The sequence below is a fragment of the Streptomyces prunicolor NBRC 13075 genome, from assembly GCF_000367365.1.
Classification (GTDB): domain Bacteria; phylum Actinomycetota; class Actinomycetes; order Streptomycetales; family Streptomycetaceae; genus Streptomyces; species Streptomyces prunicolor.
Genome location: NZ_BARF01000103.1, coordinates 123,845 through 140,800, shown reverse-complemented (window position 1 = coordinate 140,800; position 16,956 = coordinate 123,845). Strand labels below are relative to the sequence as shown.

11 protein-coding genes are annotated in these 16,956 nt (G+C 71.7%); 3 read left to right on the top strand and 8 right to left on the bottom strand.

What is annotated here, in order from left to right:
• Window positions 1–2,111: 2,111 nt before the first annotated feature.
• The 4 genes from SPR02S_RS64195 to SPR02S_RS43720 all read right to left on the bottom strand — a co-directional run bounded on the left by SPR02S_RS64195 (window position 2,112) and on the right by SPR02S_RS43720 (window position 4,879).
• A complete protein-coding gene (locus tag SPR02S_RS64195) occupies window positions 2,112–2,270 on the bottom strand; it encodes a DUF6760 family protein (RefSeq protein WP_019063377.1) in 159 nt (52 codons plus the stop codon).
• Entirely contained in the window at window positions 2,267–2,779 is a 513-nt protein-coding gene (locus tag SPR02S_RS43730) for a hypothetical protein (RefSeq protein WP_026151418.1), read from the bottom strand. Before SPR02S_RS43730 ends, SPR02S_RS64195 begins: the two co-directional genes overlap by 4 nt.
• On the bottom strand, window positions 2,779–3,222 hold the full coding sequence (locus SPR02S_RS43725) for a phage tail protein (protein WP_019063375.1): 444 nt from the start codon (window positions 3,220–3,222) through the stop codon (window positions 2,779–2,781). Before SPR02S_RS43725 ends, SPR02S_RS43730 begins: the two co-directional genes overlap by 1 nt.
• 64 nt (window positions 3,223–3,286) lie before the next feature.
• On the bottom strand, window positions 3,287–4,879 hold the full coding sequence (locus SPR02S_RS43720) for a phage tail sheath family protein (protein WP_019063374.1): 1,593 nt from the start codon (window positions 4,877–4,879) through the stop codon (window positions 3,287–3,289).
• Between the two features lie 292 nt (window positions 4,880–5,171).
• On the opposite strand from SPR02S_RS43720, the gene SPR02S_RS43715 reads away from it, so the two are divergent.
• Window positions 5,172–6,599 carry a COG1470 family protein gene (locus tag SPR02S_RS43715; protein WP_019063373.1) on the top strand — a complete coding sequence of 476 codons (1,428 nt, stop codon included), beginning with the start codon at window positions 5,172–5,174 and terminating at the stop codon, window positions 6,597–6,599.
• Window positions 6,600–6,672: 73 nt separating this feature from the next.
• Here SPR02S_RS43715 and SPR02S_RS43710 read toward each other — a convergent pair whose 3' ends face one another.
• From SPR02S_RS43710 to SPR02S_RS43700, 3 genes are all read right to left on the bottom strand, one after another.
• A complete protein-coding gene (locus SPR02S_RS43710) occupies window positions 6,673–8,727 on the bottom strand; it encodes an ATP-binding protein (RefSeq protein WP_019063372.1) in 2,055 nt (684 codons plus the stop codon).
• Entirely contained in the window at window positions 8,724–9,416 is a 693-nt protein-coding gene (locus SPR02S_RS43705) for a Pvc16 family protein (protein ID WP_019063371.1), read from the bottom strand. The genes SPR02S_RS43710 and SPR02S_RS43705 overlap by 4 nt, the downstream gene beginning before the upstream one ends.
• Window positions 9,417–9,594: 178 nt before the next feature.
• Window positions 9,595–10,263, bottom strand: coding sequence for a helix-turn-helix transcriptional regulator (locus SPR02S_RS43700; protein WP_026151417.1), 669 nt, complete (start codon window positions 10,261–10,263; stop codon window positions 9,595–9,597).
• 239 nt (window positions 10,264–10,502) lie between these two features.
• On the opposite strand from SPR02S_RS43700, the gene SPR02S_RS43690 reads away from it, so the two are divergent.
• A complete protein-coding gene (locus SPR02S_RS43690) occupies window positions 10,503–13,286 on the top strand; it encodes a LuxR C-terminal-related transcriptional regulator (RefSeq protein ID WP_019063369.1) in 2,784 nt (927 codons plus the stop codon).
• Between the two features lie 13 nt (window positions 13,287–13,299).
• On the opposite strand, the gene SPR02S_RS43685 is transcribed toward SPR02S_RS43690, so the two are convergent.
• A complete protein-coding gene (locus SPR02S_RS43685) occupies window positions 13,300–14,565 on the bottom strand; it encodes an alpha/beta hydrolase (protein WP_019063368.1) in 1,266 nt (421 codons plus the stop codon).
• 299 nt (window positions 14,566–14,864) lie between these two features.
• On the opposite strand from SPR02S_RS43685, the gene SPR02S_RS43680 reads away from it, so the two are divergent.
• Entirely contained in the window at window positions 14,865–16,946 is a 2,082-nt protein-coding gene (locus SPR02S_RS43680; protein WP_019063367.1) for an ATP-binding protein, read from the top strand.
• Window positions 16,947–16,956 lie beyond the last annotated feature (10 nt).

Here is a 16,956-nt window from a genome sequence, read left to right as displayed (position 1 = left end):
ACGCCCGGCGCAACGCTCCCCTGGGCCCTTGGCCCCGGAGCCGGTGTCGCCGCAGGTACCGGGTGGGCCAGGGCTGCGGTGATTGGGGGCGTGACGGGTGAGGGGGCCGTGGCCGACGATGCGTTCGTGGCGTGTGCAGGCTCGCTCGGGGCAACACTCCGCTGGGCCATCGGGCCCAGAGCCGATGTGACCAGACCTGCCGGGTTGGCCGGGGCTGCGGTCGGCCCGTGCGTGGTGGTTGGGGGCGCGGCCAGCGGATGTGCGGTGGTCGGGTATGCGGCGGACTGGTGTGTGAGGGCCGTGGTCGGGGGCGGGGCGGACGTGTTGGGGGCGACGCTTCGTTGGATCGCCGGCCCGGGTCCCGCTGTCGGCCTCGAACCCGGTTCCGTACGGGGCCCGGTGCCGGCCGGTGGGAACGGCGAGCCGATGAGCGGCCTCGCGTCTGCGGGTGTGGCGGTGACCGGAGCGCCGAGGGGTGAACGGCGCTGGACAGGAGTGGGCCTCGCCGGAGCCGGAGATCGGGTGGGCGTGGGCCCGGGCGCCGCAGCAGTGGGCGAATCGCCTTGTGGGGCAAGGGTGTTGGGCGGGTTGTCCTGCGCGGGGTGAGGAGCCGGGCTGGGCATCGGCGGTACGGGGGTGGCGGGCTGCCGTGTTGTGGCGAGCGGGGCGCCGAGGGGGATGCGGGACGGGCGGCGGGCGACGCTGCGTTGGATCTCGGGCGCGGGAGGGGGCGTAGGACCGGGGGTTGGTCCGTTGCCCGGATCGTCGGTTCGTGTGTGGGTGGTGCGGATACGGGGGTTCGGTTCGGCGGGGGAATCCGCCGGTTCCGCGGGGGCTACCGGGGTGTGGGGCTGCGGCCGGCCGGTGCCACCTGGGCGTGGGGCGGATGCGGGCACGGCTCGTTGTACGGGCATCGGTGCGCGGGAGGTGTTCGGTGTCGTCGGCTGGGCCGGGGCGGCGGACGGTGGATCGGCTTGCGGTGGTGCGGAGTTCGCCGGGGGCTTCGGAGGCGTCGGAGCAGTCGGGGTGGCAGTCGCCGTCTCCGGTGTGGCGATCGCCCGCTGCACACTGTCCGTCCCGTTCCCGGGAACGGGAGCCGCGCTGCCCTGTGTACCGAGGCGGCTTTCGGACTCGGCCGTACTGGGGCTGACGCGGGCCGACCTGTCTGAACTCGCCGGAAGCACATCCAGCGGCTCCCCGGCGGCATTCCCTCCGGTGCCGTGAGTACCGCGCGACCGAGAAGGAACAGCGGGAACGACGGGACGAGGTGCAGCCCCTCCCCCGCCACGAACTACGTCGGACACACCGCCGAGTCGCTCCACCACTTCAAGCGGGCCAGGTGGGTCGTCACTCGGACCAACTTCCTTTTGCTCCCCCACAGTTGACGCACCATCCCCCACAGGCGCCGAATTCCGCAGACCAACCAGCCGCCGCTGCACCACCGCCGCACTCGACCTGGTCAGGGCTCCCGACCTCGACCGGGCAGGCTCCGACGACACCGCAGTCACCCGGATACCCGAAGCCGGGCCCGTCGCCCCAACTGGCCCCGCTGGCCCCACCGCAGGAACCGAAGCAGTCCCGCGCGCCCCGGCATCCACGGACCCGCTCCGCGCAAGAGGCACCGCCCGCTGCACCACCGCCCCGGACACACCCCTCGCACTCGCCCGCAACGGAACCGCCGCGGGCGACCCCTGCTGCGGAGCCAACGTCCGCCCCGTCAAGGGAAGTTCACCCCCAGGCTGCCCTAGGCTCGGTACCGCCCGCACCGGTGCCGCAGGCAGCGAGGAACCCGCGATCCGGGCACTCCGCTCCGCGTCCAGCACCGCACGGAACCCCGTCCCCGTGAACGACGGGTTCTGCCACGTGGGCAGCCGCGCACCGAACCCGGCGTCGGCAACCCCGGTACCACCAACGGCGGAGGCCCGCTGGATCGGCGGCAACCCGGGCCAGCTCGCCGGAGCCACCGCGGGCGCCGTAGAAACCGCAGGATCCGTAGAACCCGTAGTACTCGAAGAGCTCACAGGAACAGGACCTACGGAGCCGTCCTCCTCGGCAGAACCCCGAAGCCCGTCGACCCGTCCTCCCCGCAACCGGTCCAAGAACCCCACCGCTCAGCCCTCCGCCCCGGACCGCGTCACCAGGGACGCGATCTCGCCCAAGTAGCGGCGGCGGTCGTGGTGTTCGAGGTCCAGGATGTTCTCCAGGCTCCAGTGGAAGTGGTAGGCGACGTACGCGATCTCCTCGTGCAGCCGGTCGGTCGCGTACGTCACGATTCCCCCAGGCGGCTCCCGCCGAGCTCCACTTCGAAGGGTTCCGCGCAGTGCGGGCACTGAACTGCCGCGCGGGTGTGGCCTTCCGCGTTGATCTGGCGGTAGAAGTCCTGGAGGAAGGCGAGGTCGGAGGCGAACATGTTCTCCACGATCCCGTCGTGGACCATGGGGACGGTGCCCAGCCTCGTGATGACCCGGCCGAGCAGCACCACCGACAGATACGCCGGGTTCTCCTGCACCCTGACGTCCCGCAACGGCACCAACTCGTCGCGTGCGGTGGCCAGTCGCATCACACCGTCCTGGTGGACGGTGCCGGACTCGTCGACGTAGCCGCGCGGCAGCTGGAAGGGGAACTCGGTCCGCAGCGTCTGCCGTACGGCCGGAGCGGGCGCCGGGGCGACCGGAGCCGGGGCCGGAGCCGCTATCGGACCGGCGCCCACCCCCGCCGACGCCTCCGCACCCGGCGTAGCCACAGCCGTAGTTGCGCCCGCAGCCGCCGAACGCCTCATTATTCGATGACCAGTTCTTCGAACACGATGGTCACGGACTCGGTGAGCGCGGCGGCCTCGCCCGCCTTCACCGTGCTCGCGTCGATCTTGCTGCACCAGGCGTTGCGCAGGTGGTAGCGCTTCACCGGGTTGTTCTGGAAGTCCATCATGATGATCGACGCGTTCTTGCGCGCGGTGGTCATCTGACCGGAGATCGACTCGTTGATCCACTGGGTGAACGAGGCCGACTGGGTCATGCCGCGGATCACCGTACAGGTGCCGTTCTTCTTCACTCCCGGCAGGTTCTTGACCACGTTCTGGCCGTTGGGGGTGTTCTGCTGGTACGTGATGACGTCCTGCTCGATGCTGAGGCCGCTGACCTCCGCGAGGTACTCGACCATCACGCCGTCGATCTGTAGGCCGAAATTGTGTGAGGTGAGGGCGTCACCCGGCTGGAGACTCATGAATTCGCGTTCCTTCTGGCGTTACGGCGGCTGACTGCTGGCTGATGGGGCCGGGGATGGGGGACTACTCCTCCAACTCCCCGCTGCCGCTGGAGAACTGAGCCAGTCGGAAGATCACGAACTCGGCCGGCTTGACCGGCGCGATGCCGATCTCGCAGACGACGCGGCCGACGTCGACGGACTCCGGCGGGTTGGTCTCCTCGTCGCACTTGACGTAGTACGCCTCCTCCGGCCGCTGGCCGAACAGGGCACCGCTGCGCCACTCGTTGACCAGGAAGGCCGAGATGTTGCGCCGGATCCGGGCCCACAGGGCGTGGTCGTTCGGCTCGAACACCACCCACTGGGTGCCGATCAGGATCGACTCCTCCAGGTAGTTGAAGTACCGGCGGATGTTGAGGTAGCGCCAGGCCGGGTCGGAGGACATGGTGCGGGCGCCCCAGACGCGGATGCCGCGGCCCGGGAAGGCGCGGATGCAGTTGACGCCGATCGGGTTGAGCAAGTCCTGCTCACCGCGGGTGATTTGGGTCTCAAGGTCGACCGCTCCGCGTACGACCTCGTTGGCCGGCGCCTTGTGCACGCCGCGCTCGGAGTCGTTGCGGGCCCAGACACCGGAGATGTGGCCGCTCGGCGGGATCAGCCGGGACTGTCCGCTGGACGGGTCGAAGGTCTTGATCCACGGGTAGTACAGGGCCGCGTACTTGGAGTCGTAGCCGGCCGTCTCCTGCCGCCAGACCCGGATCTGACGGGCGTTCAGGCTCGGCGGCGGGTCGATGACCGCGACCCGGTCGCCCATCAGCTCGCAGTGCGCGATCAGGCCCAACTGGACCGCCTTGACGGCCTCCAGGTCGATCGCGCCGCGCTGGTAGGCGGCCATCAGGTCGGGCACCGCGACCATGGAGATCTCGTCCACGGCCTCCAGACCGCCGAAGCCGGTGCGGTCGGCGGAGTCGCCGAGGTAGGTGGCCGGGCCGGGATGTGACGCGGTGTCACGTCCCTTGCCGGGTACGGCTGGTGAGGCGGGAGCCGCGGCCGGCGCGGTGAGGGCGACCGTCTGGTTGTCCGGGCGGGCCAGCTGCGCGGCGGGCGCGGTCTCGGCCACGGCGATGAGCTTGGAGCGCTCCTTGACCTGGGTGACCACGTAGTTGCGGCCGCCCTTCTTGGCGGTCACGTCGAAGCTCTCGACATCCTTGCCGGCGTCCTTGACGATCAGCCGGAACCGTTCGGCGGGGCCCTCGCCCTCGGCGTCGGCCACCTCGACGCTCAGGTCGCCGGGTGCCAGCGCGGTCACGGCGAAGGTGCCGAGCTGGGCCGGTTCGCCCGCGGGGAGGGCGGCCTGCGCGGCCGAACCGGTCACGGCGGAGGGGGACTTGGACTCCACTGAGGCGCCCTCGGCCGTACCGCCGACGCGGACGACGTAGGCGGCCGAACCGCCGTTGTTGAAGAAGCCGTAGACGGAGTGAGCGAGGTAGTACCCGTCGGTGAACTCACCGAAGGCAGCCACGTACTGCGTCCAGTTGGTCACCAGGGTCGGCTCGTTCAGTGGACCGGTCGGGGCCAGGCCCACGAAGGCCGCCACCGAGGTGCCCACTCCCTCGATCGGGCGCGAGCCGCTGGCCACCTCCTCGACGTAGACGCCGGGTGACAGGTAGGACGGCATGCTCTGCTCTCCTCGGGGTACGAGATAAGACGCTCTTAAGCGTCACGCGCGTGCCCCGGCCGCCGAAACGTCCCCGAGTGCCTGCCTCGGGGCAACTTCCTTGCCCTCAGGGGCAGTCCGCCGCACGGTTCGCGGGCAGCCCGCCGCGTCGTATCGTCCGCGGGGCCGTCCCGCCGGGGTGAATGCCGTCGGCGCGGGGGCAGTGACGGGTTTGCCGGGCGGCCCTTTTGGGCAACTCCTGCTGCCCCGGCGACTCCTGACGCGCCCTCACCAGCCGTCGTAGCGTCGGCATATGAGTCTGTGGACCTCCCTGGAGCCCGCGTCCGCGACCGTCGATCCCGGTGGCAGTACCCGCGTGCGGCTGCGGCTGCGCAACACCGGCGACGTCGTGGACGAGTACCGCTTCGAGCCGGTCGGGAGCATCGCGCCCTGGACCGCCGTGGAGCCGCAGACGCTGCGGCTCTACCCGGGCACGACGGGGACGGTCGACCTGACGTTCGCGCCACCGCGCACCCCGGACGCGACGGCGGGCCCGAACCCGTACGCGGTGCGGATCACGCCGACCGAGCACCCGGAGGCGGTCACCGTCCCCGAGGGCAATCTGACCATCACCCCGTTCACGGAGGTGCGGGCGGAACTGGTGCCGCCGACGGTCAAGGGACGGTTCCGGGGCCGCCCCCAGCTCGCCGTGGACAACCTCGGCAACACCAAGCTGACGGCGTCGATCAGCGGCAGCGACAACGGCGACCAGCTGGCGTACGACATCCATCCGGGCAATGTGCAGATCGAGCCGGGCCGGGCCGCCTTCGTGAAGGCCTCGCTGAAGCCACGGAAGATCATCTGGTTCGGGCCGAAGGAGCAACGGCCGTACACGCTCAGCGTGTTGCGGTCCGGCGCCAACCCCCTTGCGGTGGAGGGGACTTACCTCCAACGCGGGTTCCTGCCGCGCTGGCTGGCCACCTTCCTCGGTGCCTTTCTCGCACTCGCGCTCACCTTCCTCATGCTGTGGATCGCGTACAAGCCGCCGGTGAAGACCGCCGCCACCGAGCAGTTGAAGGACGCGGGCGTCAGCACGCTCGCACCCAGCCCCACCCTGAGCGCCGCTCCCCCGTCGCCCTCGCCCGTCGTGACGAGCGCGCCCCCGGCGGCCGAGACCTCGACGGCCGCGGCGGCCGGTGGCGGGTCGGGCGGTGGCGGAGACTCCAAGCCGTCCGCCAAGCCGAAGCCCGCGACGGCGGCGACCGCGGTGAACAAGCTGGCCGCGCAGGACTCCGGACGCCATGTCTGCTACCGGATCTACATCGGGGGCAAGGGCTGGCAGGCCCCGGAGTGCGACGGCGCCACGGCCGCCACCTCCACCGACGACGAGCAGATCCTCTCCGTGAACATCGCGGTCTCCGGGACCGCCGGTTCGGCCGCGAACGCCTTCATCCACGACCCCGCGTCGACCAACGGCTACGGCAAGTACCAGCCTTCGGGCTGGACGGCCATCATCGCCGACGGCAAGGACAACTACATCGGCAGCGCGAAGCCGGGCGCCGCGTATATGACGGGTTTCGCGAACAACATCGGCAGTGGTCAACTCTGCTGGATCGTCCGCAACTCCGGCTGGGGCTGGAGCCCGCAGAACTGCACCAAGCCGCGGCCCGAGTACGGCTTCTCGGGCACCCTCGACAACGCCCACTGGTTGGTGGCGGTCAGGCTGACGGTGCCGAACTGACCGCTCCCGACCGGCAGTTGATGACCGGCTGTTGAAGACCGACTGTTCTTGATCTACCCGCGAGGCGGGGTGGCTACCAGGTGCCTTCTCCGGGCACCAGCCGCCCCGCCTTGCGGTATTCGCGGCGGGCCCCCTCAAGGAGGTCCGCCGCAGACACCTCGCCCCCGCGTCCGGCGGCGAGGTACGCGGCGGTGACGACGGCGCTGCGGATGGAACCGCCGGCCAGCTCGAACTCCTTGGCCAGCGGCCCGAGTTCGAGGTCGGGCACGCTCGGCACATGGGTCAGCCCGTGGAGCCAGAGCGCGAGCCGCTGCGCCGGGTCCGGGAACGGGAAGTCGACGACCAGGTCGAGCCGCCTGGTGAACGCCTCGTCGATGTTGGCGCGCAGGTTGGTGGTGAGCAGCGCGATCCCGTCGAAGGACTCGAGGCGTTGGAGCAGATAGGCGCTCTCCATGTTGGCGTACCGGTCGTGCGAGTCCTTCACCTCGGACCGCTTGCCGAAGACCGCGTCGGCCTCGTCGAAGAGGAGCACGGCGTCGGTGCGGTCGGCCTCCGTGAAGATCCGTTCGAGGTTCTTCTCGGTCTCGCCGACGTACTTGTCGACGATCGACGAGAGCTGAACGACATAGAGATCCAGGCCGAGTTCGGCCGCGACGACCTCCGCCGACAGCGTCTTGCCGGTGCCGGACTCCCCCGCGAACAGACCGAGCACACCACGCCCTCGGCCGCCGCCCGCGCTGAGCCGCCAGTCGCCGAGGACCCGGTCGCGGTGCCGGGCGCGCAGGGCGAGTTCGTGCAGCTGGGTCAGGGAACGCTCGGGCAGGACCAGGTCCCGCCAGTCGACGGCGGGCCGGATCCGCCGGGCATGCTGCTCGAGCCCGGACGCCGACTGCTGCCGTGCCGCGAGCCGCAGATGGGCGGCGGTGAGCGGGGTGCCGTCGAACGCGGCGAGTCCCCGGGCCGCCCGGGCGGCGCGCGCGATGCGGTCGGCGCCGAGGTGGTAGGGCGCGACGGTGGCCCGTACGTCGAAGCCGTGTTCCTCACCGACGGCGTCCGTCCAGGCCCGTACCGCCGCGGCCCGCTGCCGGGGCGCCTCCAGGATCAGCGGATCGCTCTCGCACCACTGGGGGTCGTAGGGCCGCGCACCGGCGATCAGCACGGTGACATCGCGGGCAGCGGTCAACGCCCTTACCAGCGCGCCGGGTTGGTCGGACAGTCCGCCCACGACGACGGTACGGCCGCTCAGCCGGGCCTCGCGCAGCAGCTCCGGCACCTGCTCCACGGAGCCGGAGAACCGCACGGCGGCGACACCGGCCACGTGCAAGGCACTCGCCACGCACACGAGCCCGTCGCCCTCATGACGTTCCCTCAGATACACGGCGAGCGGCGGACCTTCGGCGAGCAGCGCGCCCAGCCTGTCCACGAAGCCGGTGAACTCGCCGTCCGTGCCCGGCTCTTGTCCGTCGTACGACCCACTCGGCACCGGCAGCGGGTGGAGGTGCCCGGTGAGGGTCGCGTCCGGGGTGTCGTCGCCGAGCAGATGCGCCACGACCCGGTCGGGCACACGCAACGAGCGGCTGAGGAAGGGGCGTTCGGGTTCCTCCACGGTGAGCAGTCCGAGGGCGGACAGCGGGGCCGTCGGAAGAAACCGGGCCCGGCCCGCGGCCTGGTGTGCCGGTACGCCGCACAGGTCCAGGGCGAGGCCCACGGTGGCCCGGCGGCGGCTCACGTCGTCGTTGAGGTAGCCGTAGAGGGGCTCGAAGGTGCGGTCCAGGTCGGGGGCGAGGACGACGAGGAGGAGGGCGGTGTCGAGGTCGGTCAGGCGCAGGGTGGCCAGCCGGTCGGCCGGGCCGTACGTCAACTCCGGTGCGGGCGATCCCAGTTCACGCTCCGGTTCCGGCGAGCGCAGCAGTAGATGCCGTACCGCCTCCTCCTGGAGGTACAAGCCGCGCAGCGGGTCGGAGGCCGTGGGGTCGGTGGCGGAGCGCCGGTCGACGAGCTGGGCGACGCGCTCGCGGAGGTGGCCGAGGCGGGCGAGGAGAGCATCGGTCTCCGGCTCGGCGGCGAAGCCCAACGCATCTTCTGCCACTGACACTTCGACGTCCCCGGCCTCGTCCGTGACCGTCATGTCGGCGTCCCCGGCGTCCCCGGCGACCTCTTGCGCCGGGCGACCTCGCGGGCCTCCCGTACCGCCGCCACCTGGCGCGGCCGGTGGGCGCGTTCCTCCACGCCCGGCTCGGTGCCGTCGAGGCGGTGTACGCGGACCGCCGCGCCCTCGGTGACGGGCGGACCGGCGTCGTACTCGGGGTAGGCCGGGAAGGGCGCGGTGACCACGAGGTCGAGGGACGGCTTGAGTTCGCCGCCGAGGGCGGACCAGATCTCCGCGAGGGAGCGTGACTCGGTCTGGATACCGGCCACCGAGATCGGCACCGACAGGCCCAACTCACGGAGGGAGCCGGGAAGTTCGTCGGGGGCGAGCAGCTCGCGCGGGATCAAGGTCGACAACACGGCGGACAGCAGCCGGTGTTCGTCCTGCGGCCGCTTCGTCCACGCCGTCACCAGGTACGACAGCCGAAACCAGCGCGGCGGCTGACGGCGCTTGACGACCACGTCCCGCTCGTCGCGCACGGCGACATGCCCGCGCTGGCGGCGGTGCACGTCCTCCCGGATGTCGTACAAGTACGTATTGATCGTGGGGGTGTTGCGGCGGGCGGCCCAGTCGCGGGTCGGGGCGTCGAAGGAGACCTCGATGCCCGAACCGGCCAGTGCGCCGCCGCCGATCAGGTCCCCCAGGACCTCGTCCACCTCGTGGATCACCGCCGTGCTCCCGCCCTGCCGTGCTGTTCGTGCCCCGCGGTACGCGTCGGCGCCCGGTACGCCCCTGTCGGCCGTCCCCCGATCGTGCCGTCCCAACCGCCGGTCCCCGCAAGCACCTTGGGGACAGCGACAGGGCACGGCAGCTTGCCCGCGTGTCCGCCTTCGAGTGCCCGTTCGGTCAGATGTAGCCTTCCCGAAGGGCATGCGCCACGGCATGCGCCCGATTGCGCAGGTGAAGGCGTGTGGTCAGCCCGTGCATGACGTTTTTGACGGTGCGTTCGGAATAGGAGAGCTTGCTGGCTATCTCTCCGGTGTCCAGCCCCTCGGCGACCAGCCGCAGGACGTCCACCTCACGCGGCGAGAGCCCCGAGGGATGGCCTCCAGACCGGCCCGCCGCGCTGCGGTGCAGCGTCCCCACCTGCTCGACGAGTCTGCCGATCAGATCGGCCGGCAGATCGCCGTCACCGCGGGCCGCGGCGACCACGGCCTGCACCAGACGCTGTGCGGTCGCCTCCCCGCGCCACACGATCGCGCCGACCCCGCACTCGATCACATCGAGCAACTCGGCCTCGCGCAGCGCCCCGACGACGAGAACGGCCCGCCCGCCCTCGCTGCGCACGAGCCGCCGCAGCCGGGTGAGCGCGGTCTCGTCGAGGGTGTCGGCGATGAACAGGGCCACTCTGCCGGGCCCGGTGTCGTTCTCCTCGCGGAGGTCGATCTCCGGGTATCTGCGCAGCTGGCTGAGGGCTCCCTCGCGGGAGATCGGGTCCGGGGCGTGCACCGCCACGGGTATCCGGTCGCCGGAGTCGGCCGTGCCGGGGTGTGCGGGCCGCGATGAGCTGAGCAACGTTCTCCCTCGAATCCACATACGTGCCACCCCAGTTGCACTGGTGGCGGCCGTGTACTCCTCACCCTCACGGGGCGGGTGGGGCGCGCGCAATCGTGGAGCACCACGAGCAGCACCACGAGATCGGACGTACGGCGGACCACGGTCAGTGAGCGACGAGGACGGCGGCGGCGACCGACACGACGGGTACGACGGACACGAGGAGGACCGCGATGACGGGGACGACGTCTGACGCCGGAATGTCCGCGACACCGCCCGAACACCGGGACGCGACACGGCTGTTGGCGGCGGAGGCGGCGTGGGCCCGGGCCGGTGCCGGTCGGCTGGTGCTGCTGCGCGGGGCCACCGGGACGGGCCGTACCACCGTGCTGGAGGGCGCCGTCACGGACGCCCTGGCGCACGGCATGCGGGTGCTGCGGGCCCGCTGTTCACCCCGCGACCAGGCGGTGCCGTACGCCACCGTGCTGCAACTGATGGCTCCGGTACCGGAGTTCGGGGACACGGCGTTCACCGGGGACGAGCGGGCGAACGCGGAGCTGTTCCGGCGGGTCCTGCACTCCTACGCCGACCGGGCGCCGCTGCTGATCGCGGTGGACGACGTCCACCTCGCCGACCCTGCCTCGCACCGCTGGCTGGTCGAGTCCGCCCGGCACGTCGACCGATTACGGATCCTGCTGGTCGTCACGGAACGCAGCCAGTACGACGTCGATCCCCCCGCCCCGGGCCTGACCCACACCCTGTCGCCCGCCCTGGTCCGCACCCTCACGCTGGCCCCGCTGACCGCGAACTCGGCGGCCGAGCTGGTGCGTTCGGCCCACCCGGACGCCCCCGCACCGTGGATCGACGACTGCGTACGGGCCGGTGCCGGCAACCCGTTGCTGCTGCGTGCCCTGCTCGACGACCTCGGCGCCGGCCGGCATCCGACCGTGCCGAAGACGTCCGCCGCGCTGTACCCGGGCGCGTATCCGGCCGCCGTGTCCTGGTGGTTGGACAGCGCGGGCCCGGCCACCGGCGAGGTCGCCCGGGCGCTGGCCGCGCTGGACGAGGGCTGGGACGAGGGCACTCCGCGGGATCTGCCGAGCGGCCGCGCCACCTGTCCCGCCGACGAACTGGCCGCCGTCATCGCCGAGTTGGCGGGAGTCGACGCGGCGCGGGTGACCGGCTGGCTCACCGCGATGAGCGGGCTCGGGGTGCTGCGCCCCGACCCCGACGGGCGTCCGCGCTACGCGCATCCCCTCCTGCGGGACGCGGTGCTCACCGGCGTCCCCGCGGCCCGACGGCGGGCCGCGCACGCGGCGGCGGCCGAGACGATGCAGCGCCACGGTGTCTCCCCCGACACGGTCGCCCGGCAGTTGCTGCTGTCCGACCCGGTGGGCGCGCCCTGGACGTCGACCGCGCTCCAGGAGGCGGCCTCGCTCGCGCTGCGCGACGGGCGCACGGCCGACACGGCGGCCTTCCTGCGCCGAGCCCTGGAGGAGCCGCTCCCGGACGCCCGCAGACAGCAACTGCTCACCGAACTGGGCTCCTTGGAGTACCAGGCGCAGACGGCCGCGGCCGGTATCCCCCGACTCAGCGAGGCGTTACGGCTGTCCGGAGCGCCGCAGGACACGGTGCGCGCGGCGGTGGCGCTCGGCACGGCGCTGGCCGGCCGGGGCAGGACCGTGGCCGCCGTGGACGTACTGCGCACGCTGGAGGACGAGTTGACGGACCGTCCGCAGTTGATCCGCACTCTCCAGACCGCCTCGGTGCTGCTGTCCGAGCAGGACCAGTCGGTGCGCAAGGAGGTGTACCGGTGGCTGTGCGACGCCGCCGAGCACTCGCCGGAGCTGGTCGGTACGGCCGGTCACGCGCTGGTCGTGCGGCACGCGGCCACGGCCGGGCTGATCCCGGCGGCGGAGGCGATGCGGCGGTTGCGGGCGCTGCTCGCGCAGCCCGCCGATCCGCTGACCGAGCCGTTCCTGCTCGGTACGGCCGCCGCCGTCGCCCAGTGGGCCGACGAACTCCCGGAAGCGGAACGGCTGGTGGAGCGCGGCCTGGTGGGTCAGCGTCCCGACGTGCTGCACCCGATGCACGAGGCGCTGGTCAACGTACGGGCCGACATCCTGGCCGCGCGCGGCGAGCACGCGCGGCTGCTGGCGGAACCGTGGGCGCGGGACCGGGCCTACACCACGCCCTCCAACCGGCAGGCGCAGGTGCTGCTGGCGCTCGTGGCGACCGGCGAGGAGGCACGGGCGCTGCGGCTCGCGGACGGTTTCGATCTGCGGTCCGCGCCCGATTCCTGGGAGTTGAACCGCTTTCTCTACGCGCGGGGAGTGCTGCGCGCCGCCACCGGCGACACGGCGGGCGCGCTGCACGACTTCCTGGAGTGCGGGCGCCGGCAGTCGGCCCGTGAGGTGGTCAGCCCGGTCGTCACCCCGTGGCGCACGGCCGCCGCCGAGTGCCGTATCGCCCTGGACCGTCCCCGGGAGGCCATCGCCCTGGCGGAGGAGGAGCTGCGGCTGGCCCGGGTGTGGAACACCCCCCGCACGATGGGCCGTTCACTGCGCGTCCTGGCCGCGGCGACCGGCGGCCGGCGCGGTCTGGAGCTCGCGGAGGAGGCCGTGCGACTGCTGCGGGACGGGCCGGTGGGCACGGAGGCCGAGTTGGTGTCGGCGCTGACCGTGCGGGGCCGTGGGCTGACGGCGGCCGGGGACCGGCGGCGGGCCCGCGCCTGTCTGCGGGAGGCCGCGGAGCGCGCCGAGCGGCTGGGGGCGACGCGTCAATGGGCGCTGGCGGAGGAGGCGTTGGGCGAGAGCGGTGCCCGGCGCACCGCCCCCGCCCGGACCGGCTGCCGCTCCCTGACGAGCAGTGAGCGGCGGATCGCCGAACTGGCCGCCGAGGGCCGGACGAACACCGAGATAGCCGATCTGCTGCACCTGGCCCGCCGCACGGTGGAGACCCATCTCACCAGTTCCTACCGGAAGTTGGGCATCCGGCGGCGGGGCGAACTGCCCGGCACGCTGGGACGCGCGAACGGGAAGTGACCGCCGCGGTGCGCTACTTGCGCGTCCCGGCGGTCGGCTTCTTGGTCTCGGTGCCCTCGGCCCGCACGGTGCTGTTGCCCTTCTTGGGGACGTGCCGGGGCACGACGTCCTGGGGGAAGGTGAGTTGCTGGTTCATCCACTTCAGGGTGGCGGGCATCTCCCGTACCCAGGTGGGGAAGTTGTGGCTGCCGGACTCGGGCAGGATCGACGCGACGCGCATGGGTGCCTTGACGGCCTTGATGAAGGCGAGGGTCTGCGGATAGCCGCGCTCGCCGTGCTTGCTGTCGGCGACCAGGACGGAGACCTGGGGTGCGGGCAGGTGCTTGAGCCGCCACATCAGGTCATGTCCGTTGACCCGGTTCACCCGGCCGAGGCCGCTGCCGAAGAGGTTGCCGGTGGTGGGGTCGTCCTTGATCCGGTAGTCGGGCGAGAGCCCGGCGGCCGTCGTGTACACGTGCGGGTTGCGCATCGTCAGCTGAAGGGCGCAGGTACCGCCGGAGGAGTAGCCCATGACGCCCCAGGCGCTGGCGTCGTGGCCCACCCGGTAGACGGACTTGAGGGCCTGCGGAAGGTCCTTGGCGAGGAAGGTCTCGGTCTGCGGTCCGCCAGGAACGTTCACGCACTCGGTGTCGCGCGGCGGGGCGATGGTCGGCCGGATCATCACCATGATGGTCGGCTGCATCTGCCCGCTCTTCTGCAGCTGCCCGGCGGTCTGCGAGACCCGCAGGTACTGCGCGAGGTTGAAGATGCTGCCCGGGTAGCCGCTGAGCGCGACGACGACGGGGAAGCGCTGGCGCGCGTAGGCCTTCTGGAAGTACTGCGGCGGCAGGTAGACGAACGCCGGGTCGACCACTCCCGTACGGCGCCCGATGACCTTGACGGACTCCACCTTGCCGTTCACCGCGGGATTGCCGGTGGGCAGTCCGCTGACCCGCTTCAGCTGCTCGTCGCCGGCGGGCTGCACCAGCGCCCCCTTGACGGTGACGCCGCCGATCGAGCCGTCACCACTGTGGTCGGCCGCCTGGGTCACGCCGACGGGGGCGGTGTCGACGTTGCCGAACAGCTCGCCCCACGATCCGAAGAACTGGTACGAGGAGTTCAGCCAGCACGCGAACGCCGCGATGATGGTGACCTGAGTCACTCCAATGGCCGCCAGCCGCCCGAGCACGTGCCGCACGCCCCGACTGGCGAGCCGCGGCCACACCCAGACCAGCAGCGCCACGCAGACGGCAGCCACGGCCGCCACCACATAAACGGTAGTCTCGCTGGTCAAACCCATGCCACTCAGTCCCCAGATTCCTTGCCTGTGCTGTTTCCTTCACACAGAAGGAGGGCTTCGGACCCTTCCGCGTTCCTCAACGAGCACGAATAGGACAAAGAAGCGGGTCGGTACAGGTTTCCACGGACGGCCCCCTCGCAGGTTTACGGCGTCCTGTTCGGCGTCCGGTCGGCATCTCTCCGGCGATCGACCGAGCCGTCCGTAAGCCCTACGTAAGGTCGAGCCGTATCCCGTCGTCCATTCCGACCCGGTAGGTTTCGCAGCGGCCCGAAGCGCTCGACTCCGGGGAGGGGAACGGCATGGCGAAGGACGATTCCGCCAGCCTGCTGGCCGACCGGCTGGCGTCCGCGCGCCTGCAGTACTTCGTCGGCAGGCGCGAGGAACTCGCCCTGTTCCGGCGGGCGTTGGCCGGCGAACCCGGTGCTCCGATGGTCATCGTGCTGCACGGTCCGGGCGGCATGGGAAAGAGCGCGCTGTTGCAGCGCTTCGGCGCGGAAGCACGCGCCGCGGGCCGGCCGGTCGTCGGCGTCGACGCCCGCACGGTCGAGCTCTCGCCGTCGGCCTTCGAGGCGGCGACCTCCGAGGTCTTCGCCCGCGACAACGCTGTCCTGCTGGTCGACGACTTCGAGCGCTACCGGGGCATGGAGGAGTGGATACGCGACCGCTTCCTGCCCCGGTTGCCGGCCGGCGCCCTGGTCGTCGTCGCCGGACGGCACGCACCCGACCCACTCTGGAAGGCGGACCTCGCGTGGAGCGAGGTCCTCCAGGTCGTGCCCCTGCGGGAGTTGGGGCCCACGGACGCGGCGGCACTGCTCACCTCGCAGGGCGCCGACCCCGCACCGCACGCCTCGCTCCTCCGGTTCGCCGCGGGTCATCCACTCGCCCTGCGCCTGGTGGCGGAGGCCGCGACACACGACAACGCCGCGACGGACGAGGTCTTTTGGGCTCCGTTACGCACGGTCGTCGACCGGCTGCTGACCCATGTGGTCGGCAGACCGCCCTCGCCCGCGCACCGGCGGGCGCTGGAGGTGTGCGGCCATGTCGCGGACACCACCGAGGAGTTGCTGCGCGTGGCGCTCCCGGGCGAGGACGCCACCGAACTCTTCGCCTGGCTACGGCAGTTGTCGTTCATGAAGTCGGGCCCCTTCGGGGTGTGCCCGTACGACGTGGTCCGTGACGCCCTCGACAGCGACTTCCGCTGGCGCGATCCGGAGCGGTACAAGGCCATGCACCGCACGATCCGCCGGCATCTGGTGGGGCGGGTGCGCGAGGCGCCGGAGAAGGAAGCCCTGCGCGCCGCACGGGAGTTCAACCACATCGTCTCCAGAGCGCAGTGGCTGAGGGAGTTCCAGGGCGCCCGGGACGAGGCCGACGTCCACGAGCAGCCGATGCGCCCGGAGGACGTCCCCGCGCTGATCGAGCTGACCCTCGGGGTCGAGGGCGAGCACAACGCCCGTGCGGTCTCCTACTGGTTGAGGCGTCAGCCCGAGGCGTTCCACGTCCACCGGAGCTGCGAGACGGGTCAACTGCTGGGATTCATGGCCTGGTTGCGGATCGACGCGCTCGACGACGAGACCCGGGCGGCCGACCCGGTGACGGCGGAGGCGTGGGAGCTGGTCTCCTCAATGACTCCCCCGCGCCAGGGTGAACACCTCGGTGTGGCGCGGTTCATGGTGCACGGGGAGAACCACCACCGCCCCTCGCGGTCATGGGATTTGGTGCGGATGCGAATCGTCTTCGAGCTGCTGCGCGCCAAGCACTGCGCCTGGTCCTGTTTCGTCAGCGCCGAACCGAAGTTCTGGGCGCCGCTGATGACGTACATGGGCATGTTCCAGCCGCCCCGGCGGGCCGTCCACGCCGAGCGCGGGTACGGCCTGTTCTGCCACGACTGGCGGGCGGCGCGGGTGGAGGAGTGGGCCGAGGGGATCGACGCGCGCCTGCTCGGCGGGGCACCGGCCGCGCCGGCCGGGAAGCCCAAGTCCCGTGTCACACCGCTGAGTCGGGAGGAGTCGGACGCGGCGGTCCGGGAGGCGCTGCGCGGCTGGCTGGACCCCGGCGGCCTCGCCGACAACCCGCTGCTGCGCAGCCGGCTGGTGGAGGAGCTGAGCGAGGGCGACCCGGTGACCGCGCTGCGCGACCTGATCGGCAAGGCCGTACAGCGGCTGAACGCCCATCCCCGGACCCGGCATCTGCACGACGTGCTGACGCTGACCTACCACTCGACGTCCACCCAGGACGCGGTGGCGCGGAAGCTCAACATGGCGTTCAGCACGTACCGCAGGCATCTGGCCCGCGCCCTCGACGAGGTGCGCGAGACGGTGTGGGACTGGGAGGTGCACGGCCGGATCAGGGCCGAACAGGAGCCCTCGCAAGGGAGTTGAGGGGGCGTCC